Origin of the sequence: Polymorphospora sp. NPDC051019 (assembly GCF_040683055.1) — a bacterium.
Taxonomy (GTDB): Bacteria; Actinomycetota; Actinomycetes; order Mycobacteriales; family Micromonosporaceae; genus Polymorphospora; species Polymorphospora lycopeni.
In genome coordinates this window covers 40415-59855 of record NZ_JBFBCH010000002.1, presented here as the reverse complement: position 1 = coordinate 59855, position 19441 = coordinate 40415, and the positions used below count along the sequence as shown (strand labels likewise).

The window sequence follows — 19441 nt, the reverse complement described above, 5'->3', positions numbered from 1 at the left end:
GCCGGACCGGGAACCGGACCCCGCTTTCACGACAAGCCCGACATAAGGTGCGCGACCCGGTCCGGGTGACCCGGCTCGCCAGGGCCGGACGGCCCGGTACCCCCGCCGGGGCGCGTGGCACGATGGCGGGGATGACGACGACGATGCCGGGCAACGCGGCCCCCGACCGCGGCACCGCCCACGACCAGGACACCACCGACGAGCCGGCGTTCCTGCGGGCCTGCCGCCGCGAGCCGGTGCCGCACACCCCGGTCTGGTTCATGCGCCAGGCCGGCCGGTCGCTGCCGGAATACCGCGAGATCCGGGCCGGCATCCCGATGCTGGAGTCGTGCCGCCGGCCCGACCTGGTCACCGAGATCACCCTCCAGCCGGTCCGCCGGCACGGCGTCGACGCCGCCATCCTCTTCAGCGACATCGTGGTCCCCGTCGCCGCCGCCGGTGTCGACCTCGACATCGTCCCCGGCACCGGCCCCGTCGTGGCCGAGCCGGTACGCACCCACGCCGACGTCGAACGCATCCGGCGGATCACCGCCGACGACGTGTCGTACGTCGCCGACGCCGTCCGCCTGCTCGTCGCCGAACTCGGCACCACGCCGCTCATCGGCTTCGCCGGCGCACCCTTCACCCTGGCCAGCTACCTCGTCGAGGGCGGGCCGTCGCGCACCCACGCCAAGACCAAGGCCCTGATGTACGGCGACCCCGACCTGTGGCACGCGCTGTGCGGCCGGCTCGCCGACATCACCCTGGAGTTCCTGCGCGTCCAGATCGCCGCCGGCGTCCGCGCCGTGCAGCTCTTCGACTCCTGGGCCGGCGCGCTGTCCGCCGCCGACTACCGCACCTACGTCCAGCCGCACTCCACCCGGGTCCTCGGCGGGCTCGCCGACGCCGGCGTACCCCGCATCCACTTCGGCGTCGGCACCGCCGAACTGCTGCCCGCGATGGCCGAGGCCGGCGCCGACGTGGTCGGCGTCGACTGGCGCACCCCGCTCGACGTCGCCACCGGCCGGATCGGCGCCGACAAGGCCGTACAGGGCAACCTCGACCCGTGCGTGCTCTTCGCGCCGTGGCCGGTCGTCGAGACCGAGGTCCGGCGGATCCTCGCCGAGGGGCGGGCCGCCCCCGGCCACGTCTTCAACCTCGGCCACGGCGTGCTGCCCGAGACCGACCCCGACGTGCTCACCCGGGTCGTCGACCTGGTGCACCAGGCATCCGCCCGCTGACATGGGCACACCGGGAGGCGACGGACGCGGCTGGCACGTCGCGGTCGTCGGCGGCGGCATCGCCGGACTGGCCGCCGCCGTACGGCTGCGCGACCGCGCCCCCCGCGACACCCGGATCACCGTCTTCGAACGGTCCGGCGCGCTCGGCGGCAAGCTGCGAACCGGCGAGCTCGCCGGATCGGCCACCGAGGCCGGCGCCGAGACGTTCCTGATGCGCGATCCCGCCGGGGGCGACTCCGCCGCCGTCGCCCTGGCCCGCCGGCTCGGGCTGGCCGACCGGATCACCCATCCGGCGGTCGGGCAGGCCGCCATCGCCGTCGGCGGGCGGTTGCGGCCGATGCCGAAGGGCACCCTGATCGGCGTACCCGGCGACCTGGCCGCCGTCGCCGGGATCGCCCACCCGGCCGCCGACCTCGACCACGACGCCGGCCGCCCGCTGCTCGACCCCGACGAGGACGTCGCCGTCGGCGCCCTGGTCCGACGGCGGCTCGGCGACGAGGTCGTCGACCGGATCGTCGACCCGATGCTCGGCGGCGTCTACGCCGGCCGGGCCGACACCCTGTCGCTCGCCGCCACCATGCCCGGCCTGGCCCGCGCCGCCCGCCACGAGGGCACCCTGGTCGGCGCCGTACGCGCCGCGCAGGCGGCCGCCCCCCGACCGACCGGCGCCCCGGTCTTCGGCACCGTCGACACCGGGCTCGGCACCCTGGTCGCCGCCGCCGCCGCGCACAGCGGCGCCGAACTGCGGCTCGACGCGACCGTACGCGAACTCGCCCCGACCCCGAACGGGTGGCGGCTCGTCGTCGGCCCCACCCCCGCCCCGGAGACCGTCGACGTCGACGCGGTCGTGCTCGCCCTGCCGGCCCGGCCCGCCGCCCGGCTGCTCGCCGCCGTCGACGCCCACGCGGCCCGCCTCGTCGGCATACTCGACTACGCGAGCGTGGCCCTGGTCAGCCTCGCCCTGCCCGACCCGCCACTGCCCGACCTGTCCGGCTTCCTCGTACCGGCCACCGAGGGCACCCTGATCAAGGCGGCCACCTTCTTCACCACCAAGTGGGCCCACCAGCGCCGCGCCGACGGGCTCGCGGTCGTCCGCGCCTCGGTCGGCCGGCACGGCGACGAACACCTGCTCCAGCGCCCCGACGACGAACTGGTCGCCGCCGTACACCGGGACCTGTCCACCGTGCTGCGGGCGGCCGTACCGGCCCCGGTCGACAGCCGGGTCCAGCGGTGGGGCGGCGCCCTGCCGCAGTACGCCCCCGGCCACCTGGACCGGATCGCGGCGGCCCGGACCCGGCTGCGCGCCACCCACCCCACCCTCGCCCTGGCCGGCGCCGGCTACGACGGGGTCGGCATCCCGGTCTGCGTCCGCTCCGGCGAGACGGCGGCCGAAGAGATCATCAAGTCCCTGGAAGGAAGGTCGGCATGACCAGCGAGCAGACCAACGCCGCGCGGCTCCGCGAGATCAACGCGACCATCCGCTACACCATGTGGTCGGTGTTCCGGTACAGCGGTCAACTGCCCGCCCTGCGCGACGGCGTCACCGCCGAGGTCGAGTCGCTCGTCGACGGCCTCGCCGCCAAGGACGTCACCGTACGCGGCACCTACGACGTCTCCGGCCTGCGCGCCGACGCCGACATCATGGTCTGGTGGCACTCCGGCTCGCCGGACGCGCTCCAGGAGGCGTACGGCCTGCTGCGCCGCACCGCCCTCGGCCGCGCGCTGACCCCGGTGTGGTCGCAGATGGCGCTGCACCGGCCGGCCGAGTTCAACAAGAGCCACGTACCCGCGTTCCTCGCCGGCGAGGAGGCCCGCGCCTACGTGTGCGTCTACCCGTTCGTCCGCTCGTACGAGTGGTATCTGCTCCCCGACGCCGAGCGCCGCGAGATGCTGGCCGAACACGGCCGGATGGCCCGCCCCTACCCGGACGTACGCGCCAACACCGTCCCGTCGTTCGGCCTCGGCGACTACGAGTGGATGCTGGCCTTCGAGGCCGACGAGCTGCACCGCATCGTCGACCTGATGCGTGACCTGCGGGCGTCGACGGCCCGCCGGCACGTGCGCGAGGAGATCCCTTTCTACACCGGCCGCCGGCGTTCCGTGGCCGAACTCGTCACCGCCCTGCCGTGAGCTGAGTTGGCTGGCCTCGCCTTCGGCTCGGCTGGCTCGCTCCGCTTCGCGCCGCCTGAATGCGCCGTCTTCACCCTGCGGGCATGACGGCTTCGCCGCATGTCCTCGGGCTCCAGACGGTGCGGCGGCGCTCGGTCGACTCGCGACTCCGGTCTCGGTCTACCGGGGGTCGCGGCGCATGGGGATGTGAGGGATGCCGTCCTCGACGTACTCGGGGCCGGTCGGGGTGTAGCCGAAGCGGGCGTAGAAGCCGGCCAGGTGGGCCTGCGCGTCGAGCACCGACGGCCGGTTGCCGACCACCCGCAGCGCCTCGGTCATGAGCCGGCCGGCGAGGCCGTCGCCCCGGGCCGCGCGGGCGACCAGGACCCGGCCGATCCGCTCGACACCGTCCGGGTCGGCGAGGATCCGCAGGTACGCGACGGGGGTGCCGGCCCGGGCCAGCCACAGGTGCCGGGTGCCGGGTTCGGTGTCCCGCCCGTCGATCTCGGGATACGCGCACTCCTGCTCGACCACGAACACGTCGATCCGCAGGCGCAGCAGGTCGTGGAGGGTACGGGTGTCCAGGTCGGCGAAGGACGCCACGCGCGTCTCGGTCGTCTGCGGCTGCATTCCGCGATCGTAGGCACGCCCGCGCCGGCTCCCGCCGGCCGGTGGGCGCCGGCGCGGGCCGGGGCCGGTGCGGCGTCTGGCTGTCGCCGGCCGCACCATGATCGTCTGCTGTCCAGGCGGTGCCTAGTCGGCGTGTCGGGTGCCGGAGCAGCAGACGATCATGGCGCCCCGCCGTGGCGGGCTCCGTCGCGCGGTGCGGCGGGGAAGGCGCCGCGGGGAAGGCGCGACGGGGGTGGTCAGCCCGGGTGGGTGCCCACGGTGTCCCGCAGGCCGGCGCCCTGCTCGCGGTCCACGGAGCGGGCGCAGTGGGCACAGCAGAAGAACCGGCCGGACACCTCCACCCCGTGTCCGATGATCTTGCAGCCGCAGTGCTCGCAGATGGGCGCGAGGCGGTGGGCCGCGCACTCGAACGAGTCGAACGTGTGCACGTCGCCGCTCACCGTCCGCACCTCGAACGTCATCCAGTATTCGTTGCCGCAGACCTCGCAGGTCCCCATGGCGCAACCTCCCGTTTCGTCTCCCGGCCAGCGTGCGCGAAGGCGGGGCGGCCGGCGGCCGGAAAGCGGGAAAATCGGCTGATTGCCCTAGTCGCCCGGTATGACCATCGCCGGGCTGACCTGCGTGCCGGTGCGTATCCGGAACGGGTAGAACCGGTGAATTACGTGTAACGCGCGGTGTGTCGGTGGCGTCGGCGTGCCACCGCGGGGAAGCTCAGACGGTTGGATCCTTTTCCCGGAGGAGCGGCGTGATCAAGCGCAGTAAATTGTTCGGCAACAAGACCCGGGTAACGTTCTGCCTGCCCAAGGACGCACCGACCGGCGCCGTCAGCGTGGTGGGTTGCTTCAACGGCTGGGAGCCGGGGCGGCACGAGTTGGTGCTGCGGCGCAACGGCGTCCGCACCGTCACCGTCAACCTCAAGGCCGGCGACTACCACTTCCGCTACCTGGCCACCGGCGGGGTGTGGCTCGACGACGAGCAGGCCGACCTGATCGACCACCAGGGCGGCCGGCTCCTGCTCGGCTGAACCGGTGCCGGGGCGGGGTCGAAGACGGCCCCGCCCCGCACGCCGTCACGCGCCCGCGCGCGGCTCCAGCGTCATCGACACCGAGTTGATGCAGTAGCGGGCGTTCTTCGGGGTGTAGTGCTCACCGTCGAAGCGGTGCCCCAGGTGCGAGTCGCAGACCGCGCACCGCACCTCGACCCGGACCATGCCGTGCGACCGGTCCTCGACATACCTGATCGCGCCCGGCAGCGCCTCGTCGAAGCTCGGCCAGCCGCAGTGCGAGTCGAACTTCGTGTCGCTGGAGAACAGTTCGGCGCCGCAGGCCCGGCAGTGGTAGAGCCCGGGCGTCTTCGTGTCGACGTACTCGCCGGTGAAGGGCGCCTCGGTGCCGGCCTGGCGCAGCACCCGGAACTCCTCGGGGGAAAGACGGACCCGCCACTCGTCCTCGGTGGTCGGCAGCGTGCTCTTGTCAACAGCCATACCCCAACGGTACGACTCCGGGCCGCCCGCCGACCCACTCACACCGGACCGGACAGCAGGGGGCGTACCAGGTCGGACCGCGCGTGTGGGCACCGGCCGCAGCGCCGGTGGTCTATCGTCGCGGCATGGGCGGCAGCGCGGGCACCGACAGCTCCAGGACCGGCGCCGGAGTGCCGGCAGACAGTTCCGGGACCAGCGATGGGGCGCCGGCAGACAGTTCCGGGGCGCTGGCGGACAGCGCCGAAACCGGCGCGAGGGCGCCGGCGAAGAAGTCGCGGGCGAGCGCGAAGGCACCGGCCGTCGAGGTCGAGGTCGCCGGCCGTACGGTGCGACTGAGCAGCCCGGACCGGGTCTACTTCCCCGGCCCCGGCTACACCAAGCTCGACCTGTTCAACTACTACCTCTCCGTCGGCGACGGCATCATGCGCGCCCTGCACCGGCGGCCGACGATGCTGCAGCGGTTCCCGCAGGGCATCGAGGGCGAGATGTTCTTCCAGAAGCGGGTGCCGACCCGGGGCGTACCGCCGTGGATCGAGACCACGACGATCAGCTTCCCGAGCGGGCGTACGGCCGACGAGCTGTGCCCGGTCGACCTGGCGCACGTCGCCTGGGCGGCCCAGATGGGCACCGTGGTCTTCCACCCGTGGCCGGTACGCGCCGACGACGTCGACCGCCCCGACGAGCTGCGCATCGACCTCGACCCGCAGCCGGGCACCGACTTCGCCGACGCGGTCGCGGTCGCCGGTGAGGTCCGCGCGCTGCTCGACGAACTCGGCGTCACCGGCTTCCCGAAGACCTCCGGCGGCCGGGGCGTGCACGTCTACCTGCGGATCGCGCCGCGGTGGACGTTCACGCAGGTGCGCCGGGCCGCGATCGCGTTCGCCCGGGAGGTCGAGCGGCGCCGGCCCGACCTGGTCACCACCGCCTGGTGGAAGGAGCAGCGCGGCGAGAAGGTCTTCATCGACTACAACCAGATGGCCCGCGACCGGACGATCGCCTGCGCCTACTCGCTGCGGGCCAACGCCCGGGCCACCGTCTCCACCCCGGTCACCTGGGACGAGTTGACCGATGTCGAGCCGAACGACTTCGACCTGCGGACCGTACCGGAGCGGTTCGCCCGGATCGGCGACCCGCACGCGGCGATCGACGACGCCGGGTGGGACATCACGCCGCTGCTGGAGTGGGCCGACCGGGACGAGAAGGAGGGCAACGGCGACCTGCCGTACCCGCCGGACCATCCGAAGATGCCCGGTGAGCCGAAGCGGGTGCAGCCGTCGAAGGACCGCGACCGCAAGGGCTGACCCCGGCCCGGTCAGAGCGCGAGCTTCATGCCCTCGTGGCTGGCCTCGAACCCGAGCCCGGCGTAGAAGCGGTGCGCGTCGGCCCGCCGCTTGTCGGTGGTGAGCTGGACGAGGCGGCAGCCGCGGGCCCGCGCCTCGTCGACCGCCCACGAGATCATCCGGCGGCCGAGGCCGGCACCGCGCTGGTCGGCGCGCACCCGGACCGCCTCGATCTGGGCCCGCTCCGCGCCGAGGCGGCTCAGGCCGGGGATGAACGTGAGCTGCATCGTGCCGACCACCTCGCCGGCCAGGTCGGCGACGACGAGCGCGTTGCGCGGGTCGGCGTCGATGTCGTCGAACGCCCGCCAGTAGGCGGCGTCGATGTCGCCGACCGCCCGCCAGTAGGCGGCGTCGACCTCCTCGCCGACGACCGTGCCGCCGGCGTCCCCGCCCGCCGCCTCCCGGCCGGCGCCGAGCGGGTCGTCGGCGAGCAGGGCGACGATCGCCGGTACGTCGGCGCGGCGGGCCGTGCGGAAGATCACCTCGGTCACGGGTGCCAGTCTGCCAGCCGGCTCAGCGGGCCGGGCAGCGCCGCCCGGTGGCCGGCACGGCCAGGTCGATCAGGTACGCGTCGACGACCTCGTTGACGCAGCCGGTCTGCGGGTAGGCGGTGTGGCCCTCGCCCTCCCAGGTCAGCACCACGCCGACGCCCAGCATCTCGGCCAGCCGGGGCGTCTGCTCGTACGGCGTCGCCGGATCGCCGACGGTGCCGACGACCAGGATCGGCGGGGCGCCGGTGGCCGGCCCGGTCGGGTAGCCGTCGCGCTGTGCCGGCCACGAGGCGCAGGACAGCATCGACACCGCGAGCGGCGCCCCGAACAGCGGATACCGCTCGCGCCACTCCAGCTGCAGGTCGCGGATCTGCTCGACGCTCGGGCCGGACTCCTCGTCGGCGCAGTTGACCGCGAGGTTGGCGTCGAACAGGTTGCTGTAGTGCCCGTCGGGGCCGCGCTCGGCGTACCGGTCGGCCAGCTCGAACACCTTGGCCGGGTCGCCGCGTTCGATGTCGTCGATCGCCCCGGCCAGTTCCTCCCAGCCGGCCTCGGTGTAGAGCGAGGAGATCACCGCGTAGAGGATCCAGCCGGGGGTCGCCTCCCGGCCGCCCTCACCGACCGTCGGCGACACCCGCGCCTTCTCCAGCGCGTCGGTCACCGCGACCCGCGCGTCCGGGGCGATCGGGCACCGGTCCGGGGTCTGCGCACACCACCGGGTGAAGTTGCCGAACGCCAGCTCGAATCCCTTGGCCTGGCCCTCGGAGCCTTCGACGATGCCCTGCCGCGGGTCGATCGCGCCGTCGAGCACCAGCGCCCGGATGTTCCGCGGGAAGAGCTGGGCGTACGTCGCACCGAGCAGGGTGCCGTACGAGTAGCCGAGGTAGGTGAGCTTCTCGTCGCCGACGGCGGCGCGTACGGCGTCCATGTCCCGGGCCGCCTGCTCGGTGGCGAACAGTCGCAGCCGGTCGCCGTACTGGGTGCCGCAGCCCTCGCCGATGCGCTGGTTCAGGGCGACCAGCGCGTCGAACTCGGCCTGGTCGGGGTCGGGTTCGGCGCCGAAGGTCGCGTCGAGGTCGGCGTCCGGGATGCACTTGACCGGGCTCGATCGGCTCACCCCGCGCGGGTCGAAGCCGACCAGGTCGAACCGTTGGAGCACTTCGGCCGGCAGGCCGCCGAAGGCGGAGCCGAACGACAGGTATACGGCGGTGTCGACGCCGGAACCGCCCGGCCCGCCGGGGTTGAGCACCAGTGACCCGATCCGGTCACGCTGGTCGGCCGCCCGGGCCCGCAGCAGCGCCAGGTCGAACGTGCCGCCGTCGGGTGCCGCCCAGTCCCGGGGGACCTGGATGGTCGCGCATTCGTAGGTCACGCCGGCCGCACCCCGGCCCACCAGGTCCTCGGCCACCTCGGGGCAGGGCCGCCACACCGTCGCCGCGGCACCGGCCGATTCCGTCGGGGTGCCCTGCGGGGCGGTGCCACGGTCGCCGCGGCCGGGCAGCGTGCAGCCGGCGAGGGCCAGGGTCGCGGCCAGCAGGCCGGCCAGGATCGTCCGGTGGTCGCGGGCCACGGGCACCCTCCAAGATCGTGCTGCCGCCGTGCCCAGCCTATGCCGCCCGGTCAGCCGGTCGGGTCGGGATCGCCCGCGAGGACCTGGTCGACATCGAAGCGCACCGGCCGGTCCAACTGGTCGTAGCCGCACGACCGCGCATCGCGGTCCGGCCGCCAGCGCACGAACCGGGCGGTGTGCCGGAACCGGTCGCCCTCCATCGCGTCGTACGCCACCTCGACGACCAGCTCCGGCCGCAACGGCTCCCACTCCAGGGTCTTCGCGCCGGTCCACCGGCTCGGCCCGCCCGGGATCCGCTGGCCCAGCTCGTGGTCACCGTGCAGCCACGGGTGCCCGGTCACCCCTTCCCGGTACGGCGCCAGCTCGTCGAGCAGTTCCTTGCGGCGGGCCATCGTGAACGAGGCGGACACTCCGACGTGGTGCAGGGTGCCGGTGTCGTCGTAGAGGCCGAGCAGCAGCGAGCCGACCACCGGGCCGGACTTGTGCCAGCGGAAGCCGGCGACCACCACGTCCGCCGTACGGGCGTGCTTGACCTTGAACATCAGCCGCTTGCCCGGCTCGTAGGCGATGTCGGCCGGCTTGGCGATGATCCCGTCGAGGCCGGCGCCCTCGAAGATCTCGAACCAGCGGCGGGCGGTGGCCAGGTCGGTGGTCGTCGGTGTGACGTGCACCGGCGGCTCGACACCGCGCAGCGCCCGCTCGAGCCGGGCCCGGCGCTCGCTGTACGGCCGGTCGACCAGCGCCTCGTCACCGATGGCGAGCAGGTCGAAGGCGACCAGGTCGGCAGAGGTGGTCTCGGCCAGCATCCGGACCCGGGACGCGGCCGGGTGGATGCGCTGGGAGAGCAGTTCGAAGTCGAGCCGGGGCCGGCCGTCGCCGTCACGGCGGATCACGATCAGCTCGGCGTCGACGGCGCACCGGGCCGGGAGCTGGGTCCGGGCCTGCTCGACCACCTCGGGAAAGTAGCGGGTCAGGGTCTTGCCGCCCCGGCTGGCCAGCTCGACCTCGTCGCCGTCACGGAAGACGATGCAGCGGAAGCCGTCCCACTTCGGCTCGTAGGTCATGCCGTCGCCGACGGGGATGTCGGGCACGCTCTTCGCGAGCATCGGCTCGACCGGTGGGTTGACTGGCAGCTCCATCCGCCCAGTCAACCACCCGGGTACGTCAGAACCCGGCAGCGTCGTCGTAGCGCTTGCGCAGCTCGGCCATGGTCGACGGGTCGAGCGACTCCTCGAACGCCACGGCCTGGTATTGCGCCGGGATCAGTTCGAGCACCCGCTCCCGGAACGTCGCGGTCTGCGTCGCCTCGGCCACCTGGATCGTCGGCGGGTCGGTCGACAGCCGCATCACGACCGGGCCGACCAGCTTGACGGCGCCGTCCCAGTGCCGCCTGCCCTCGGCGATGCCGCACAGGTGGTGGCCGTAGACGACGTCGACCATGTCGAGGCTGGTGGCCCCGGGCGGCTCGAACCCGAAGATCCGTACGCCGCAGACGGTGGTCGAGCCGGAGTATCCGGCGGCGTGCGCGCCGTGGCCGCCGTGCTGCTCGGCCGGGGTGCTCTCGAGCACGGTCACCATGCGGGCGGCGATCTGCGTACGAAGGTCACCGGAGTCCGAGCCGCCCGCCCTGGTGATCCACTGCGTGGCGAGTACGGCGACCAGCGTGCCGGCCAGCGCGGCGGCGATCCACAGGTGCCGGCGGCGAGGTCGGGTATCGACGTCGGTGGACATGTCGCGATGTTCCCACGTCCCATGGGAGCGTGTCCATGGCTGGTCGGACGCATTCGCGCCCGCCCCTCGCCCACCGCGCTCCCACTCCGCTCCGTGCCTCGCCCCCGCTCCGCTCCCGCCTCGCCCCGCCTGCGCCGATCTTGGGGATGTTGCGGGCATTCCGGACCGGCTCAGCCACGACAAGCCCTTGATCGGCGTGCACCGCGCCCCCGCCCACGCGCACGGCGCGTGGGCGCGCGGGCGGGGGCGTGCACGGGCGCGCGGTCAGTAGCGGGCGAAGGAGCGGAGGGGCATCCGCGGGCCGAACCGGGGTGCGTGGAGGCCGGCGGCGTCCAGCAGCGCGCACACCCGTCCCCGGTGCCCCGTGAACGGCGCCAGCAGGGCCAGCATCCGCGCGTCGTCGCCACGCGGTTCGCCGGCCAGCGCCCAGGCGACCGTGTTCGGGATGTGGTAGTCGCCGACACTGACCGCGTCGGCGTCGCCGTACGCGATCCGGACCACCTCGGCCGCCGTCCACGGCCCGATGCCGGGGATCGCGGTCAGCCGGGCGGTCGCCTCGGCCGAGTCGGCGCACCGTTCGAGCCGGTCGGCCGCGGCGGCGGCCCGGCGCAGGGCGTCGGCCCGGCGCTGCTCGACCCCGAACGGGTGGAACACCCAGTACGGCTGCGCCGCGATCGCCGCCGGCTCGGGCGGAATCCACAGGTTGGCGACCGGCCCGGGCGCCGGCGTTCCGAACCGGCGTACGGTCGCCGCGTACGCCCGGTACGCCTCCTTGCCGGTGACCTTCTGTTCGAGTACGGCCCGCAGCAGCCGGGGGAAGACCTGCCCGGTGGCCGGCAGTCGCAGCCCACGGTGGGCGTGCGCGAGCCGCTCCACCACCGGATGCGTGGCGGCGACCTCGGCGAACCCGGTCAGGTCGTCACGCAGGCCGGCGACCGCATCGGCCCGGTCGACCACCCGGTCGGCGCCCGGCCCGAAGCCCTCGGCGACCAGTTCGGTGCCGCTGCGGCGGAGCGCGAGGCTGCCCGGCCCGTCCGGGGTCCGGGCCGTCCACCAGAAGGTGCCGGCGACGAACCGGGCGCACGGGTCGTGGCGGCCCATCGCGAGCGCGCCGACCGAACCGGCCAGGTGGTAGCCGGCCGGCGGCCGCAGCGCCCGGCTCACCGCCGGCCCGGTCCCGTCCACCCGGACACTGTGCCACGCGCCCGGCGTTTCCGAGGAGCGGGTGCTGGCCGTGCCGGTGCTCCCATGAGGTCGATCGACCAATGTGGGCGGAAAATGACATTCCGAGCCCTTATCCCAACCATCGGCTCCCTTGTGGCATTGACCCATGTCTGTCAAATGGTGCCAATGATCGAGCAGTCGATGGGCTGTCGCGCAGTGCTGTGGCTACTCTCCGTATGCATCCAGTTCGATGGATGGCGGCCATCTTTCGCGGCATTCCGATGTCGGCCTCCGGTTGGTGGGAAAGGGGTTCATGACCGTCGAGCGGAGCCGGGTCACGGTCGACGCCCCGGTCGACAGTGGGAGCCCGGCTGCCGATGATCGACAGTCGCCCCGAACGGAGGCCGTCGCCGACGGGCCGTCGCGGGCCGATGTCCGCCGGGCCGTTGCCGAGAACGACCGGCGGCTCGGCGGGCCCGCGGAGACGGAGTCCTACGTCACTCCTGAGGTCGGTACGCCGGAATACCAGGGGCGGATGGCGGAACTCGCCCGTGACCCCGCGCAGGGAGGTCGCGTTACGAGGAAGACGCCCCGGGAGGCGGAGGTCGGGCTCGAATGCGAGCGGCGCGGTGACCTTCCGGGGCCGATCCGGCGGGCCGAGTTGGACCAGAGCAGGCCCGACGCCGTCAAGGATCAGGGTGATTTCGTCGACTCGGGTGGGCGGTACTGGGACGTGAAGGGGCCGGCCGAGTTCTTTCCGCCGTACGACAGGCGGGCGGGGGAGTCGATGCCGGATGGGCTGAGAGGTCGCTACGAGCCGGCAGCCTTCGAACTCACCATCAAGGACGAGATCGGTGACGGGAAGAACGTGATCGTCGATACCTGGTTGTTGACCCGTGAATCGAGTGATGATCTCAAGGCGCGGGTTGCCGCCCGGAGAGAATGGGATGGAAAAGTGGTGTTCTACCCATGATCGGCTATGGCAAGAATCGGCATTCCGTCACCGCGTGGCCGGTCGAGGCTGACGCTCGGTCGGCTCTGGAGAAATACCTGGACGCCCGTTCCGCATCCGACGGCCCCGATCTCGTCGGCGACCAGTACGACTTCCGGGGCGCCGACCTCACCGGGCTGGACCTCGCCGGGGCGTACCTGTTCGGTGCCTGCCTCGACGGTGTCCGACTCGTCCACGCCGACCTGCGCGGGGCCACCCTGATCGGCGCCGACCTCAACCGGGCCAACCTTTCCGGAGCCGACCTCACCAAGATCGAGGCGAGCGAGATCGCCGCCGAAGGTGCGGCGATGCGCGCCGCCCACCTGTTCGCCGCCGAATTCGACCGTGCCGTGCTGTCGGACGCCGACTTCCGGGACGCCTTCCTCAACTCGGCCGTCTTCCTGGCGGCAGACCTGCGGCGGGCAGACCTGCGCGGGGCATCGCTGCGGTACTGCGGGTTCGGTCCCGACGACGGGCCGGCCCGGTTGGCCGGCGCCCGGCTGGCCGGCAGCTTCGTGACCGGGGCTCGCGGCCACGTCGTCGGCCCGGTCGACGTCGGCTCCGACACGGAGCCCGACCTGATCGACGGCGCGGCCCTCGCGGAGTGGTTCGCGGCGAACGGCGCACCGGACGTCACGGTCCTGCCCGGCTAGAAGAAACCCACCGGTGGCGGATCCGACGGGCGGGCGGTCGCGTCGCGTACGACGGCGGCACCGCCGGTGAACCGCTCCAGTTCGTCGCCGTGCACCACCCGGCCCGGGAACCAGTCGCCGGCCGCCCGCCGGGTCAGCCCGGCCACCGGCGGCTCCACCCGCCCGGCGACCAGCACCAGGTTGCCGTACCGCCGGCCGCGCAGCACCGCCGTGTCGGCGACCAGGCAGGCGTGGGGGAGTACGGCACCGACGGTGGCGACCTGGCCGCGGGCGTACTTCAGCGCGCCGCCGTCGGCGAGGTTGGCGACGCAGAGACCGCCGGGCGCCAGCACCCGGGCCACCTCACCCGCGAACTCGACCGAGGTCAGCCGGGCCGGGGTACGGGCACCGGCGAACACGTCCGCGACGACCAGGTCGTACGACCCGTCCCGGCCGGTGGCGACCGCGTCGCGGGCGTCGCCGACCCGGACCCGCAGGTTGCGGTCGGGCGGCCAGGGCAGGTGCTCCCGGACCAGGTCGACCAGGGCGGCGTCGATCTCCACGACCCGCTGGGTGGAGCCGGGGCGGGTACGCGACACGTAGCGGGGCAGGGTGAGCGCGCCGCCGCCGAGGTGCAGCACCCGCAGCGGCCGGCCGGCGGGGGCCATCAGGTCGACGACCATGGCGATCCGGCGGACGTACTCGAACTCCAGGTGGGTGGGGTCGGCGAGGTCGACGTGCGACTGCGGGGTGCCGTCGACCAGCAGCGTGAAGCTGTCGGGGCGGTCCGGGTCGGGGGCGAGTTCGGCCAGCCCGGAGTCGATCCGTACCCCGAGCCGCTGCCCACCCCGCTTCCGTCCCACGCCGTCGAGTATGCCGGGACGGCAGCCGTGCATCCGCAACCAGGGAAGTCATACAGATTGTGCGAGGCGGAGCATGCTCCGGCCGAGCACGACTAGGACCGGACCAGAGGGGAGGGGTTGTGAACCACAGTCGCTGGAAGACCCGTCGAACCAGAAAACTCCTGGGCGAGCCGGTCGAGCCGTCTCCCGCCTACGTCGAGGCCGGGTACGCGTTCGCGCTCGGGGAGGCCGTCTACGACCGCCGTGCGAAGCTCGGCCTGTCCCAGGCGGAGCTTGCCCGGCGCGCCGGCATGACCCAGCCGCAGATCTCCAATATCGAGGGCGGTGACTCGCTGCCGACCCTGCCGCTACTCACCCGGCTGGCCAAGGCGCTGGACGCGTCGCTTACCATCGACCTGGACGAGAACGGCTCGGCTTTCGTGTTCCACCCACGTGGTGGTGCAGGCCCGGACGGAGTGCCTCCCGGGGAGACCGCCTCGGCGGCCTGAGCGGGACTGCCGGGCGGTACGCCTGACCGGCTAGCGGGGCCGGTTGGCCGTACGGCGGGACGTGGTCATGGTCAGGGCGCGGTGCAGCAGGCGGGCGTCGCCGAGCATCGCCCGCAGCCGCCGTTCCAGCCCGGCGATCGGGATCAGGTTCTGTGGCGCCCGGGGGTCCTTGTACGGCGTCGACGCGAACCGGGGCAGCGTCACCTGCGAAAGGTCCGCCAGCTCCACGGCCTCCACATCGGACAGCTCGGCGGAGCACTCGACCCGGACGATGCCGGCCCAGGGGGCGCCGGTCGGGCCGGGCAGCCGCAAGTACCAGGACCAGCCGCCCCAGGCGGTGCCGAGCCGGAACACCGGCGACCGCTCGGTCGCCCGCAGCGAGGTGACGACCGCCTGCTCGCGGGCGTCGAGGTACTGGCTGTGCTGGGTCTTGATGTAGCCGAGGGCGCGTGGCAGCTGCCGGCGGTTGCGCAGCGGCCCGTCGACGATCAGCAGGTCGCCGTCGACGCGGGCGGCGTTGGAGACGTCGACCTCCAGCGCGGTCAACTGTGGCTGTACGGCGACCGGCAGCTTGGCGAGTTCGCCGGGCGGACTGACCCGGTGCAGGGCGTAGCGGATCTGCCCGGCGACGACGTCGGCGCCGGCCGGGCTGGCGGTGAACAGCCCGCGCCGGACCGCGAACCCGGCGAGTTCGGCGGCGCCGCGGCGCAGGTCGCAGCGGACCACGCCGGCGGCGTAGGAGGCGGCGAGCCCCGGGTACGACGCGCCGTCGTCCTCGCGGCTCCACAGGCTGGCGTCGTTGCGGCGTACGCCGTCGACGAGCAGGACCACGTCGGGGGCGGCCAGGCCGGCGGGCGCGGGCCGGGGCGCCCAGGCGCCGGCCGGCACCTCGATGCCCGGGTCGACCTGGGCGCTGCTGGGCGCGGCCGGTCCGGCCGGCGCCTCGAACGACGTCCCGTACGACGGGTCCCACGCGTCGACGTGCCAGCCGGTCACAGCCCGGTCCGTTCCACGCGGGCGGTACGCGCGTCCCGGTGCACCTCGAACCGGACCGGGACCCGTTCGGCGAGCCCGGGCACGTGGGTGACGACGCCGACCATCCGGTCGCCACGGGCGGCCAGGTTCTCCAGCGTCGCCGCGACGGTGTCCAGGGTGGCCGCGTCGAGGGTGCCGAAGCCCTCGTCGAGCACGATCGACTCCAGGCTGGCGGCGGTGGCCGACATGCCGGCCAGCCGCTCGGACAGGGCGAGGGCCAGCGCCAGCGACGCCTGGAACGTCTCGCCGCCGGACAGCGTCCGCACCACCCGGCGCAGGCCGGCGTCGTGGTGGTCGACGACGTAGAACTCGCCCTTGTCGTGCACCAGCTCGTACTGCCCGGACGTCAGCTCGCGCAGGATGCCGGAGGCGCCGTCCACGAGCTGGTCGAGGGCCTCGGCGAGCAGCCACCGTTCGAAGTTGTTGGCCCGCAGGTGGCCGGAGAGGGCCTTGGCGACTCGGTGGTCGCGTTCGTGCCCGGCCCGCTGCCCGCGTAGCTCGGCCGCCTGCTCGCGGCGTTCGGTGAGCCGGCGCAGGTCGGCCTCGGCGCGTTCGACGGCGACCGCGGCGGCCCGGGTGAGGTCACGCGCCGGGTCGGCTCCGCTGCGGCCGGCCCCGGCCGGCGGCACGTCGACGCCGGCCGCCGCGAACAGCGCGACGACGGCGGCCGCGGCCTCGTCCCGGGCGGCGTACGCGGCGTCGACCGCACCCGCGGCGGCGACCCGGTCGGTCCGGCGCCGGTCGAGTTCGCCGCCCGCCCACGAACACAACGTGTCCCAGGCGGCGGCGAGGTCGTCGCGGTCGGCGGCCGGCGGGCCGAGGCGGGCCAGCCCGTCGCGTACCTGGTCGAAGGCGCGCCACGCGGACCGGATCCGGTCCTGTGCGGCGACCACGGCGGCGGTGGCCCGCCGGCCGGTCTCCCGGGCGGCGCGGACCGCCGTACCCGCGTCGTCGAGCGCGGCCCGCAGCGCGGCGACCGCGTCCAGTTCCCGGCGCAGGGCGTCCGGGCCGGGGGAGTCGGCGAGCCGGCCGTCGAGGCCGGCGAGGTCGGCGGTGAGCCGCTCGTGCCGGGCCCGCGCCCGGTCCAGGGTCCGTTCCAGGTCGCGGGCGGTCCGGTCGCGTTCGGCGACGACCTGCTCGGCCCGGTCGGCGGCCTTGCGGGCGGCGTGGCCGGCGGCCTCGGCGGCGGCGACCGCCGAACCCGCCGGGACCGGTGGTACGGCCGTGACCGGCTGTTCGCAGACCGGGCAGGGGCCACCGGCGGTGAGGTGGGCGCGCAACGCGGCGGCCCGGTCGACGGTCTGCGCCTCCTGGTAGGCGTGGCGGGCCGCCTCCAGGTCGGCGGTCGCCCGCCGCGCGGCGTCCCGCGCCGCCTCCAGCGCGGCGCCGGCGGCGTCGTGCTCGGCCTGGGCGCCGGCCAGTCCGGCGGTCAGCGCGCCGGCCTCGGCGGCGAGCCGGTCCCGGTCGGCGTGCGCCGTCAGCAGCAGGCGCAGCGCCGCCTCGTCACCGGCCGCGGCGACTTCCCCGCGCAGCTTCTCCTCGCGTTCCTCGGCGGCGGCGACGTCCGCCGCCGCCTCGTCCGCACCGGCCCGCGCCGTGGCGACCGCGCCGGTGACCGCGCCCAGGTCGGCGGGGGCCCGTACCGCGTCGAGGTGGGCGATCTCGACGTCGAGGGCGGCCAGCGCGTCCGCCGCCCCGGCCGTGGCCCGCTCGGCGTCGGCCAGACCGGGTACGGCCGCCTCGACCTCGCCGGCCAGCCGACGCATCGCGGTGACCCGTTCCCCGGTGGCGGCCAGGGTGTCGTCGTCGGTGTCGGCGAGCCCGTCGAGCAGCTGGTCGACGGCGGCGAGCCGGGCCTCGGCCGCCGACGCCCGCGCCGACGCGGACTTCTGCACCCGGTCGTAGACGCCGAGGTCGAGCAGGTTGACCAGGATCTCCTGGCGGGCGGCGGGCTTGGCGTGCAGGAAGTCGGCGAACTGCCCCTGCGGCAGCACCACACAGCTGGTGAACTGGTCGTACGGCAGCCCGACCGCCGCCACGACCGCCTCGTCCATCTCCTTCGGGGTGCCGGCCAGCACCTCGCCGAGGTCCTCCGGGCTCATCCCGGTGTCGAGCTTGCTGACGTCGAAGCCCGGTGGCATCCGCTGCAGTCCGGCGTTGCCGGTCTTGACGTTGCCCCGGCCGTCGCGGCGGACGACCCGGCTGGCGACGTAGCGGGACCCGGCCGCGTCGAAGACGAGCCGGACCCGGGCCTCGTTCGCCGACGGGGCGAGCGCGTTCGCGATGCCGCGGGTGCCGCCCCAGCGCGGAACGGTGCCGTAGAGGGCGAAGCAGATCGCGTCGAGGATCGTCGACTTGCCCGAGCCGGTCGGCCCGACCAGGGCGAAGAAGTCCGCGTCGGTGAAGTCGACGGTCGTCTCCTCGCGGAAGACGGTGAAGCCGGCCAGGTCCAGCCGCAACGGCCGCATTGTCTAATCGCCTCCCTCGTCGGTCACCGGGTGGATCGGGCGGTCGCCGGTCTCCGGTGGCTGGCCCAATTCAACGACTCGCCTCCTCCATCAGTTCGTCGAACAACTCCCGTACGCCGTCGTCGGCGTGCCCGACGCTGTCGAGATAGTCGCCGAAGAGTTCGCGTGGCGAGCGGCCGGCCCGCTGGGCGGCGCGCTTGCGGGCGTCGGCGGTCGGCAGCATCTCCGGGTCGACGCGGACCTCCAGGGCGCGGGGGAGCAGGTCCTGCACCTCCTCGCGCAGGCCGGCGCGCGGCGTCTCGCGGACGTACACCCGCAGCCAGTCGTCGGTTACCGGCAGCGCCGCCAGTTGCTCCAGCGTGCCACGTACGGTGCGCAGCCCGACCGCGGCGGTGACCGGTACGTCGCGTACCCGGGCCGCCTGGTCGGCGCCGACCGTGACGACCGCGACCGACGGGCTGTTCTCCTCCTCGCCGAAGTCGATGGCGAGCGGGCTGCCGCTGTAGCGGACGTGGCAGGGGCCGAGCACCTGCTGCGCGCGGTGCAGGTGGCCGAGGGCGACGTAGTGGGTGCCGGTCGGGAAGACGCTGGCCGGAACGGCGTAGTTCATGACGGTGTGCGCGTCGCGTTCGCCGCCGCCGGTGCGGGCGCCGACGACCGTCAGGTGCGCGGTGATCAGGTTGACCACGCCGGGCTCGCCGAAGTCCTCGGTGAGCTTGGCGAACAGCCGTCCCATGTGGTCGGCGTACGTCTGCACCGCCTCGGCGGCGCTCAGTTCGTACATCTCGACGGCGCGTACGGCGTATCGCTGGGACAGGAACGGCAGCGCGACCAGCCGCCACCGCTCGCCGCCCCCGGTGGTGCCGGTCAGCACGTGTTCGGCGGCGCTGTCGCGGACCGAGCCGCGCAGGGTGATGCCGGCGGCTTCGGCCCACGGCCGCAGCGCGTCCAGGGCGGCGCCGTTGTCGTGGTTGCCGCCGATCGCGACGACGGCGGCGCCGGTGCCGCGCAGCGCCGACAGCGCCCGGGTGACCAGCCGGGTCGCCTCCGGGGTCGGGGCGGCGGTGTCGTAGAGGTCCCCGGCGACGATCACCAGGTCGGGCCGCTCCTCGCGGGCGATCGCGACGACCTGCGCGAGGACCGCGATGTGCTCCTCGGCCCGGGACCGTCCCTTGAGGACCTTGCCGACGTGCCAGTCGGAGGTGTGCAGGATCTTCACGGCCGCC

General features: G+C 74.1%; 20 protein-coding genes. 8 read left to right on the top strand and 12 right to left on the bottom strand.

The features are described 5' to 3' along the window. Positions 1–122 precede the first annotated feature (122 nt). The 3 genes from hemE to hemQ are packed head-to-tail and all read left to right on the top strand — an operon-like array spanning position 123 to position 3350. Positions 123–1220, top strand: coding sequence for a uroporphyrinogen decarboxylase (hemE, locus tag AB0M79_RS04475; protein WP_364208769.1), 1098 nt, complete (start codon positions 123–125; stop codon positions 1218–1220). A 1-nt stretch (position 1221) separates the two neighbouring features. Then, complete coding sequence (hemG, locus tag AB0M79_RS04470; RefSeq protein WP_364207749.1) at positions 1222–2649, top strand: protoporphyrinogen oxidase; 1428 nt, start codon at positions 1222–1224, stop codon at positions 2647–2649. Beyond that, positions 2646–3350: a hydrogen peroxide-dependent heme synthase gene (gene hemQ / locus AB0M79_RS04465; RefSeq protein WP_364207747.1), complete on the top strand. Its 705-nt coding sequence runs from the start codon at positions 2646–2648 to the stop codon at positions 3348–3350. Before hemG ends, hemQ begins: the two co-directional genes overlap by 4 nt. 159 nt (positions 3351–3509) lie before the next feature. Here hemQ and AB0M79_RS04460 read toward each other — a convergent pair whose 3' ends face one another. Together AB0M79_RS04460 and AB0M79_RS04455 are read right to left on the bottom strand one after the other, a co-directional pair. Then, positions 3510–3959: a GNAT family N-acetyltransferase gene (locus AB0M79_RS04460; RefSeq protein ID WP_364207745.1), complete on the bottom strand. Its 450-nt coding sequence runs from the start codon at positions 3957–3959 to the stop codon at positions 3510–3512. Between the two features lie 236 nt (positions 3960–4195). Then, entirely contained in the window at positions 4196–4456 is a 261-nt protein-coding gene (locus AB0M79_RS04455) for a Prokaryotic metallothionein (RefSeq protein ID WP_364207743.1), read from the bottom strand. Between the two features lie 248 nt (positions 4457–4704). Between AB0M79_RS04455 and AB0M79_RS04450 the strand changes: the two genes are divergently transcribed. Further along, positions 4705–4983 carry an isoamylase early set domain-containing protein gene (locus tag AB0M79_RS04450; RefSeq protein ID WP_364207741.1) on the top strand — a complete coding sequence of 93 codons (279 nt, stop codon included), beginning with the start codon at positions 4705–4707 and terminating at the stop codon, positions 4981–4983. A gap of 45 nt (positions 4984–5028) precedes the next feature. On the opposite strand, the gene msrB is transcribed toward AB0M79_RS04450, so the two are convergent. Further along, positions 5029–5442, bottom strand: a complete 414-nt coding sequence (msrB, locus tag AB0M79_RS04445) for a peptide-methionine (R)-S-oxide reductase MsrB (protein ID WP_364207739.1) — start codon at positions 5440–5442, stop codon at positions 5029–5031. A gap of 125 nt (positions 5443–5567) precedes the next feature. Between msrB and ligD the strand changes: the two genes are divergently transcribed. Next, positions 5568–6743, top strand: a complete 1176-nt coding sequence (gene ligD, locus AB0M79_RS04440) for a non-homologous end-joining DNA ligase (protein WP_364207737.1) — start codon at positions 5568–5570, stop codon at positions 6741–6743. An 11-nt stretch (positions 6744–6754) separates the two neighbouring features. Here ligD and AB0M79_RS04435 read toward each other — a convergent pair whose 3' ends face one another. The 5 genes from AB0M79_RS04435 to AB0M79_RS04415 all read right to left on the bottom strand — a co-directional run bounded on the left by AB0M79_RS04435 (position 6755) and on the right by AB0M79_RS04415 (position 11759). Beyond that, complete coding sequence (locus AB0M79_RS04435) at positions 6755–7273, bottom strand: GNAT family N-acetyltransferase (protein WP_364207735.1); 519 nt, start codon at positions 7271–7273, stop codon at positions 6755–6757. Positions 7274–7295: 22 nt separating this feature from the next. Beyond that, on the bottom strand, positions 7296–8843 hold the full coding sequence (locus AB0M79_RS04430; RefSeq protein WP_364207733.1) for an alpha/beta hydrolase: 1548 nt from the start codon (positions 8841–8843) through the stop codon (positions 7296–7298). A 50-nt stretch (positions 8844–8893) separates the two neighbouring features. Then, positions 8894–9982 (bottom strand): ATP-dependent DNA ligase, encoded by a 1089-nt coding sequence (locus AB0M79_RS04425; protein WP_364207731.1) that lies wholly within the window; start codon positions 9980–9982, stop codon positions 8894–8896. Between the two features lie 25 nt (positions 9983–10007). Further along, positions 10008–10574 (bottom strand): hypothetical protein, encoded by a 567-nt coding sequence (locus AB0M79_RS04420; RefSeq protein ID WP_364207729.1) that lies wholly within the window; start codon positions 10572–10574, stop codon positions 10008–10010. A 264-nt stretch (positions 10575–10838) separates the two neighbouring features. Further along, complete coding sequence (locus AB0M79_RS04415; RefSeq protein WP_364207728.1) at positions 10839–11759, bottom strand: DNA-3-methyladenine glycosylase 2 family protein; 921 nt, start codon at positions 11757–11759, stop codon at positions 10839–10841. Between the two features lie 292 nt (positions 11760–12051). Between AB0M79_RS04415 and AB0M79_RS04410 the strand changes: the two genes are divergently transcribed. Further along, on the top strand, positions 12052–12711 hold the full coding sequence (locus AB0M79_RS04410; protein WP_364207726.1) for a hypothetical protein: 660 nt from the start codon (positions 12052–12054) through the stop codon (positions 12709–12711). Further along, positions 12708–13382, top strand: coding sequence for a pentapeptide repeat-containing protein (locus AB0M79_RS04405; protein WP_364207725.1), 675 nt, complete (start codon positions 12708–12710; stop codon positions 13380–13382). The genes AB0M79_RS04410 and AB0M79_RS04405 overlap by 4 nt, the downstream gene beginning before the upstream one ends. On the opposite strand, the gene AB0M79_RS04400 is transcribed toward AB0M79_RS04405, so the two are convergent. Further along, positions 13379–14224 (bottom strand): fused MFS/spermidine synthase, encoded by an 846-nt coding sequence (locus tag AB0M79_RS04400; RefSeq protein WP_364207723.1) that lies wholly within the window; start codon positions 14222–14224, stop codon positions 13379–13381. The two genes, AB0M79_RS04405 and AB0M79_RS04400, sit on opposite strands and share 4 nt — an antisense overlap. 119 nt (positions 14225–14343) lie before the next feature. On the opposite strand from AB0M79_RS04400, the gene AB0M79_RS04395 reads away from it, so the two are divergent. After that, on the top strand, positions 14344–14712 hold the full coding sequence (locus AB0M79_RS04395) for a helix-turn-helix transcriptional regulator (RefSeq protein ID WP_364207721.1): 369 nt from the start codon (positions 14344–14346) through the stop codon (positions 14710–14712). Positions 14713–14742: 30 nt separating this feature from the next. Here AB0M79_RS04395 and AB0M79_RS04390 read toward each other — a convergent pair whose 3' ends face one another. From AB0M79_RS04390 to AB0M79_RS04380, 3 genes are all read right to left on the bottom strand, one after another. Continuing rightward, entirely contained in the window at positions 14743–15708 is a 966-nt protein-coding gene (locus AB0M79_RS04390) for a hypothetical protein (protein ID WP_364207719.1), read from the bottom strand. Further along, a complete protein-coding gene (locus AB0M79_RS04385; RefSeq protein WP_364207717.1) occupies positions 15705–18215 on the bottom strand; it encodes an SMC family ATPase in 2511 nt (836 codons plus the stop codon). The genes AB0M79_RS04390 and AB0M79_RS04385 overlap by 4 nt, the downstream gene beginning before the upstream one ends. Before the next feature lie 70 nt (positions 18216–18285). Further along, positions 18286–19434 carry an exonuclease SbcCD subunit D gene (locus AB0M79_RS04380; RefSeq protein ID WP_364207716.1) on the bottom strand — a complete coding sequence of 383 codons (1149 nt, stop codon included), beginning with the start codon at positions 19432–19434 and terminating at the stop codon, positions 18286–18288. Positions 19435–19441: the final 7 nt, after the last annotated feature.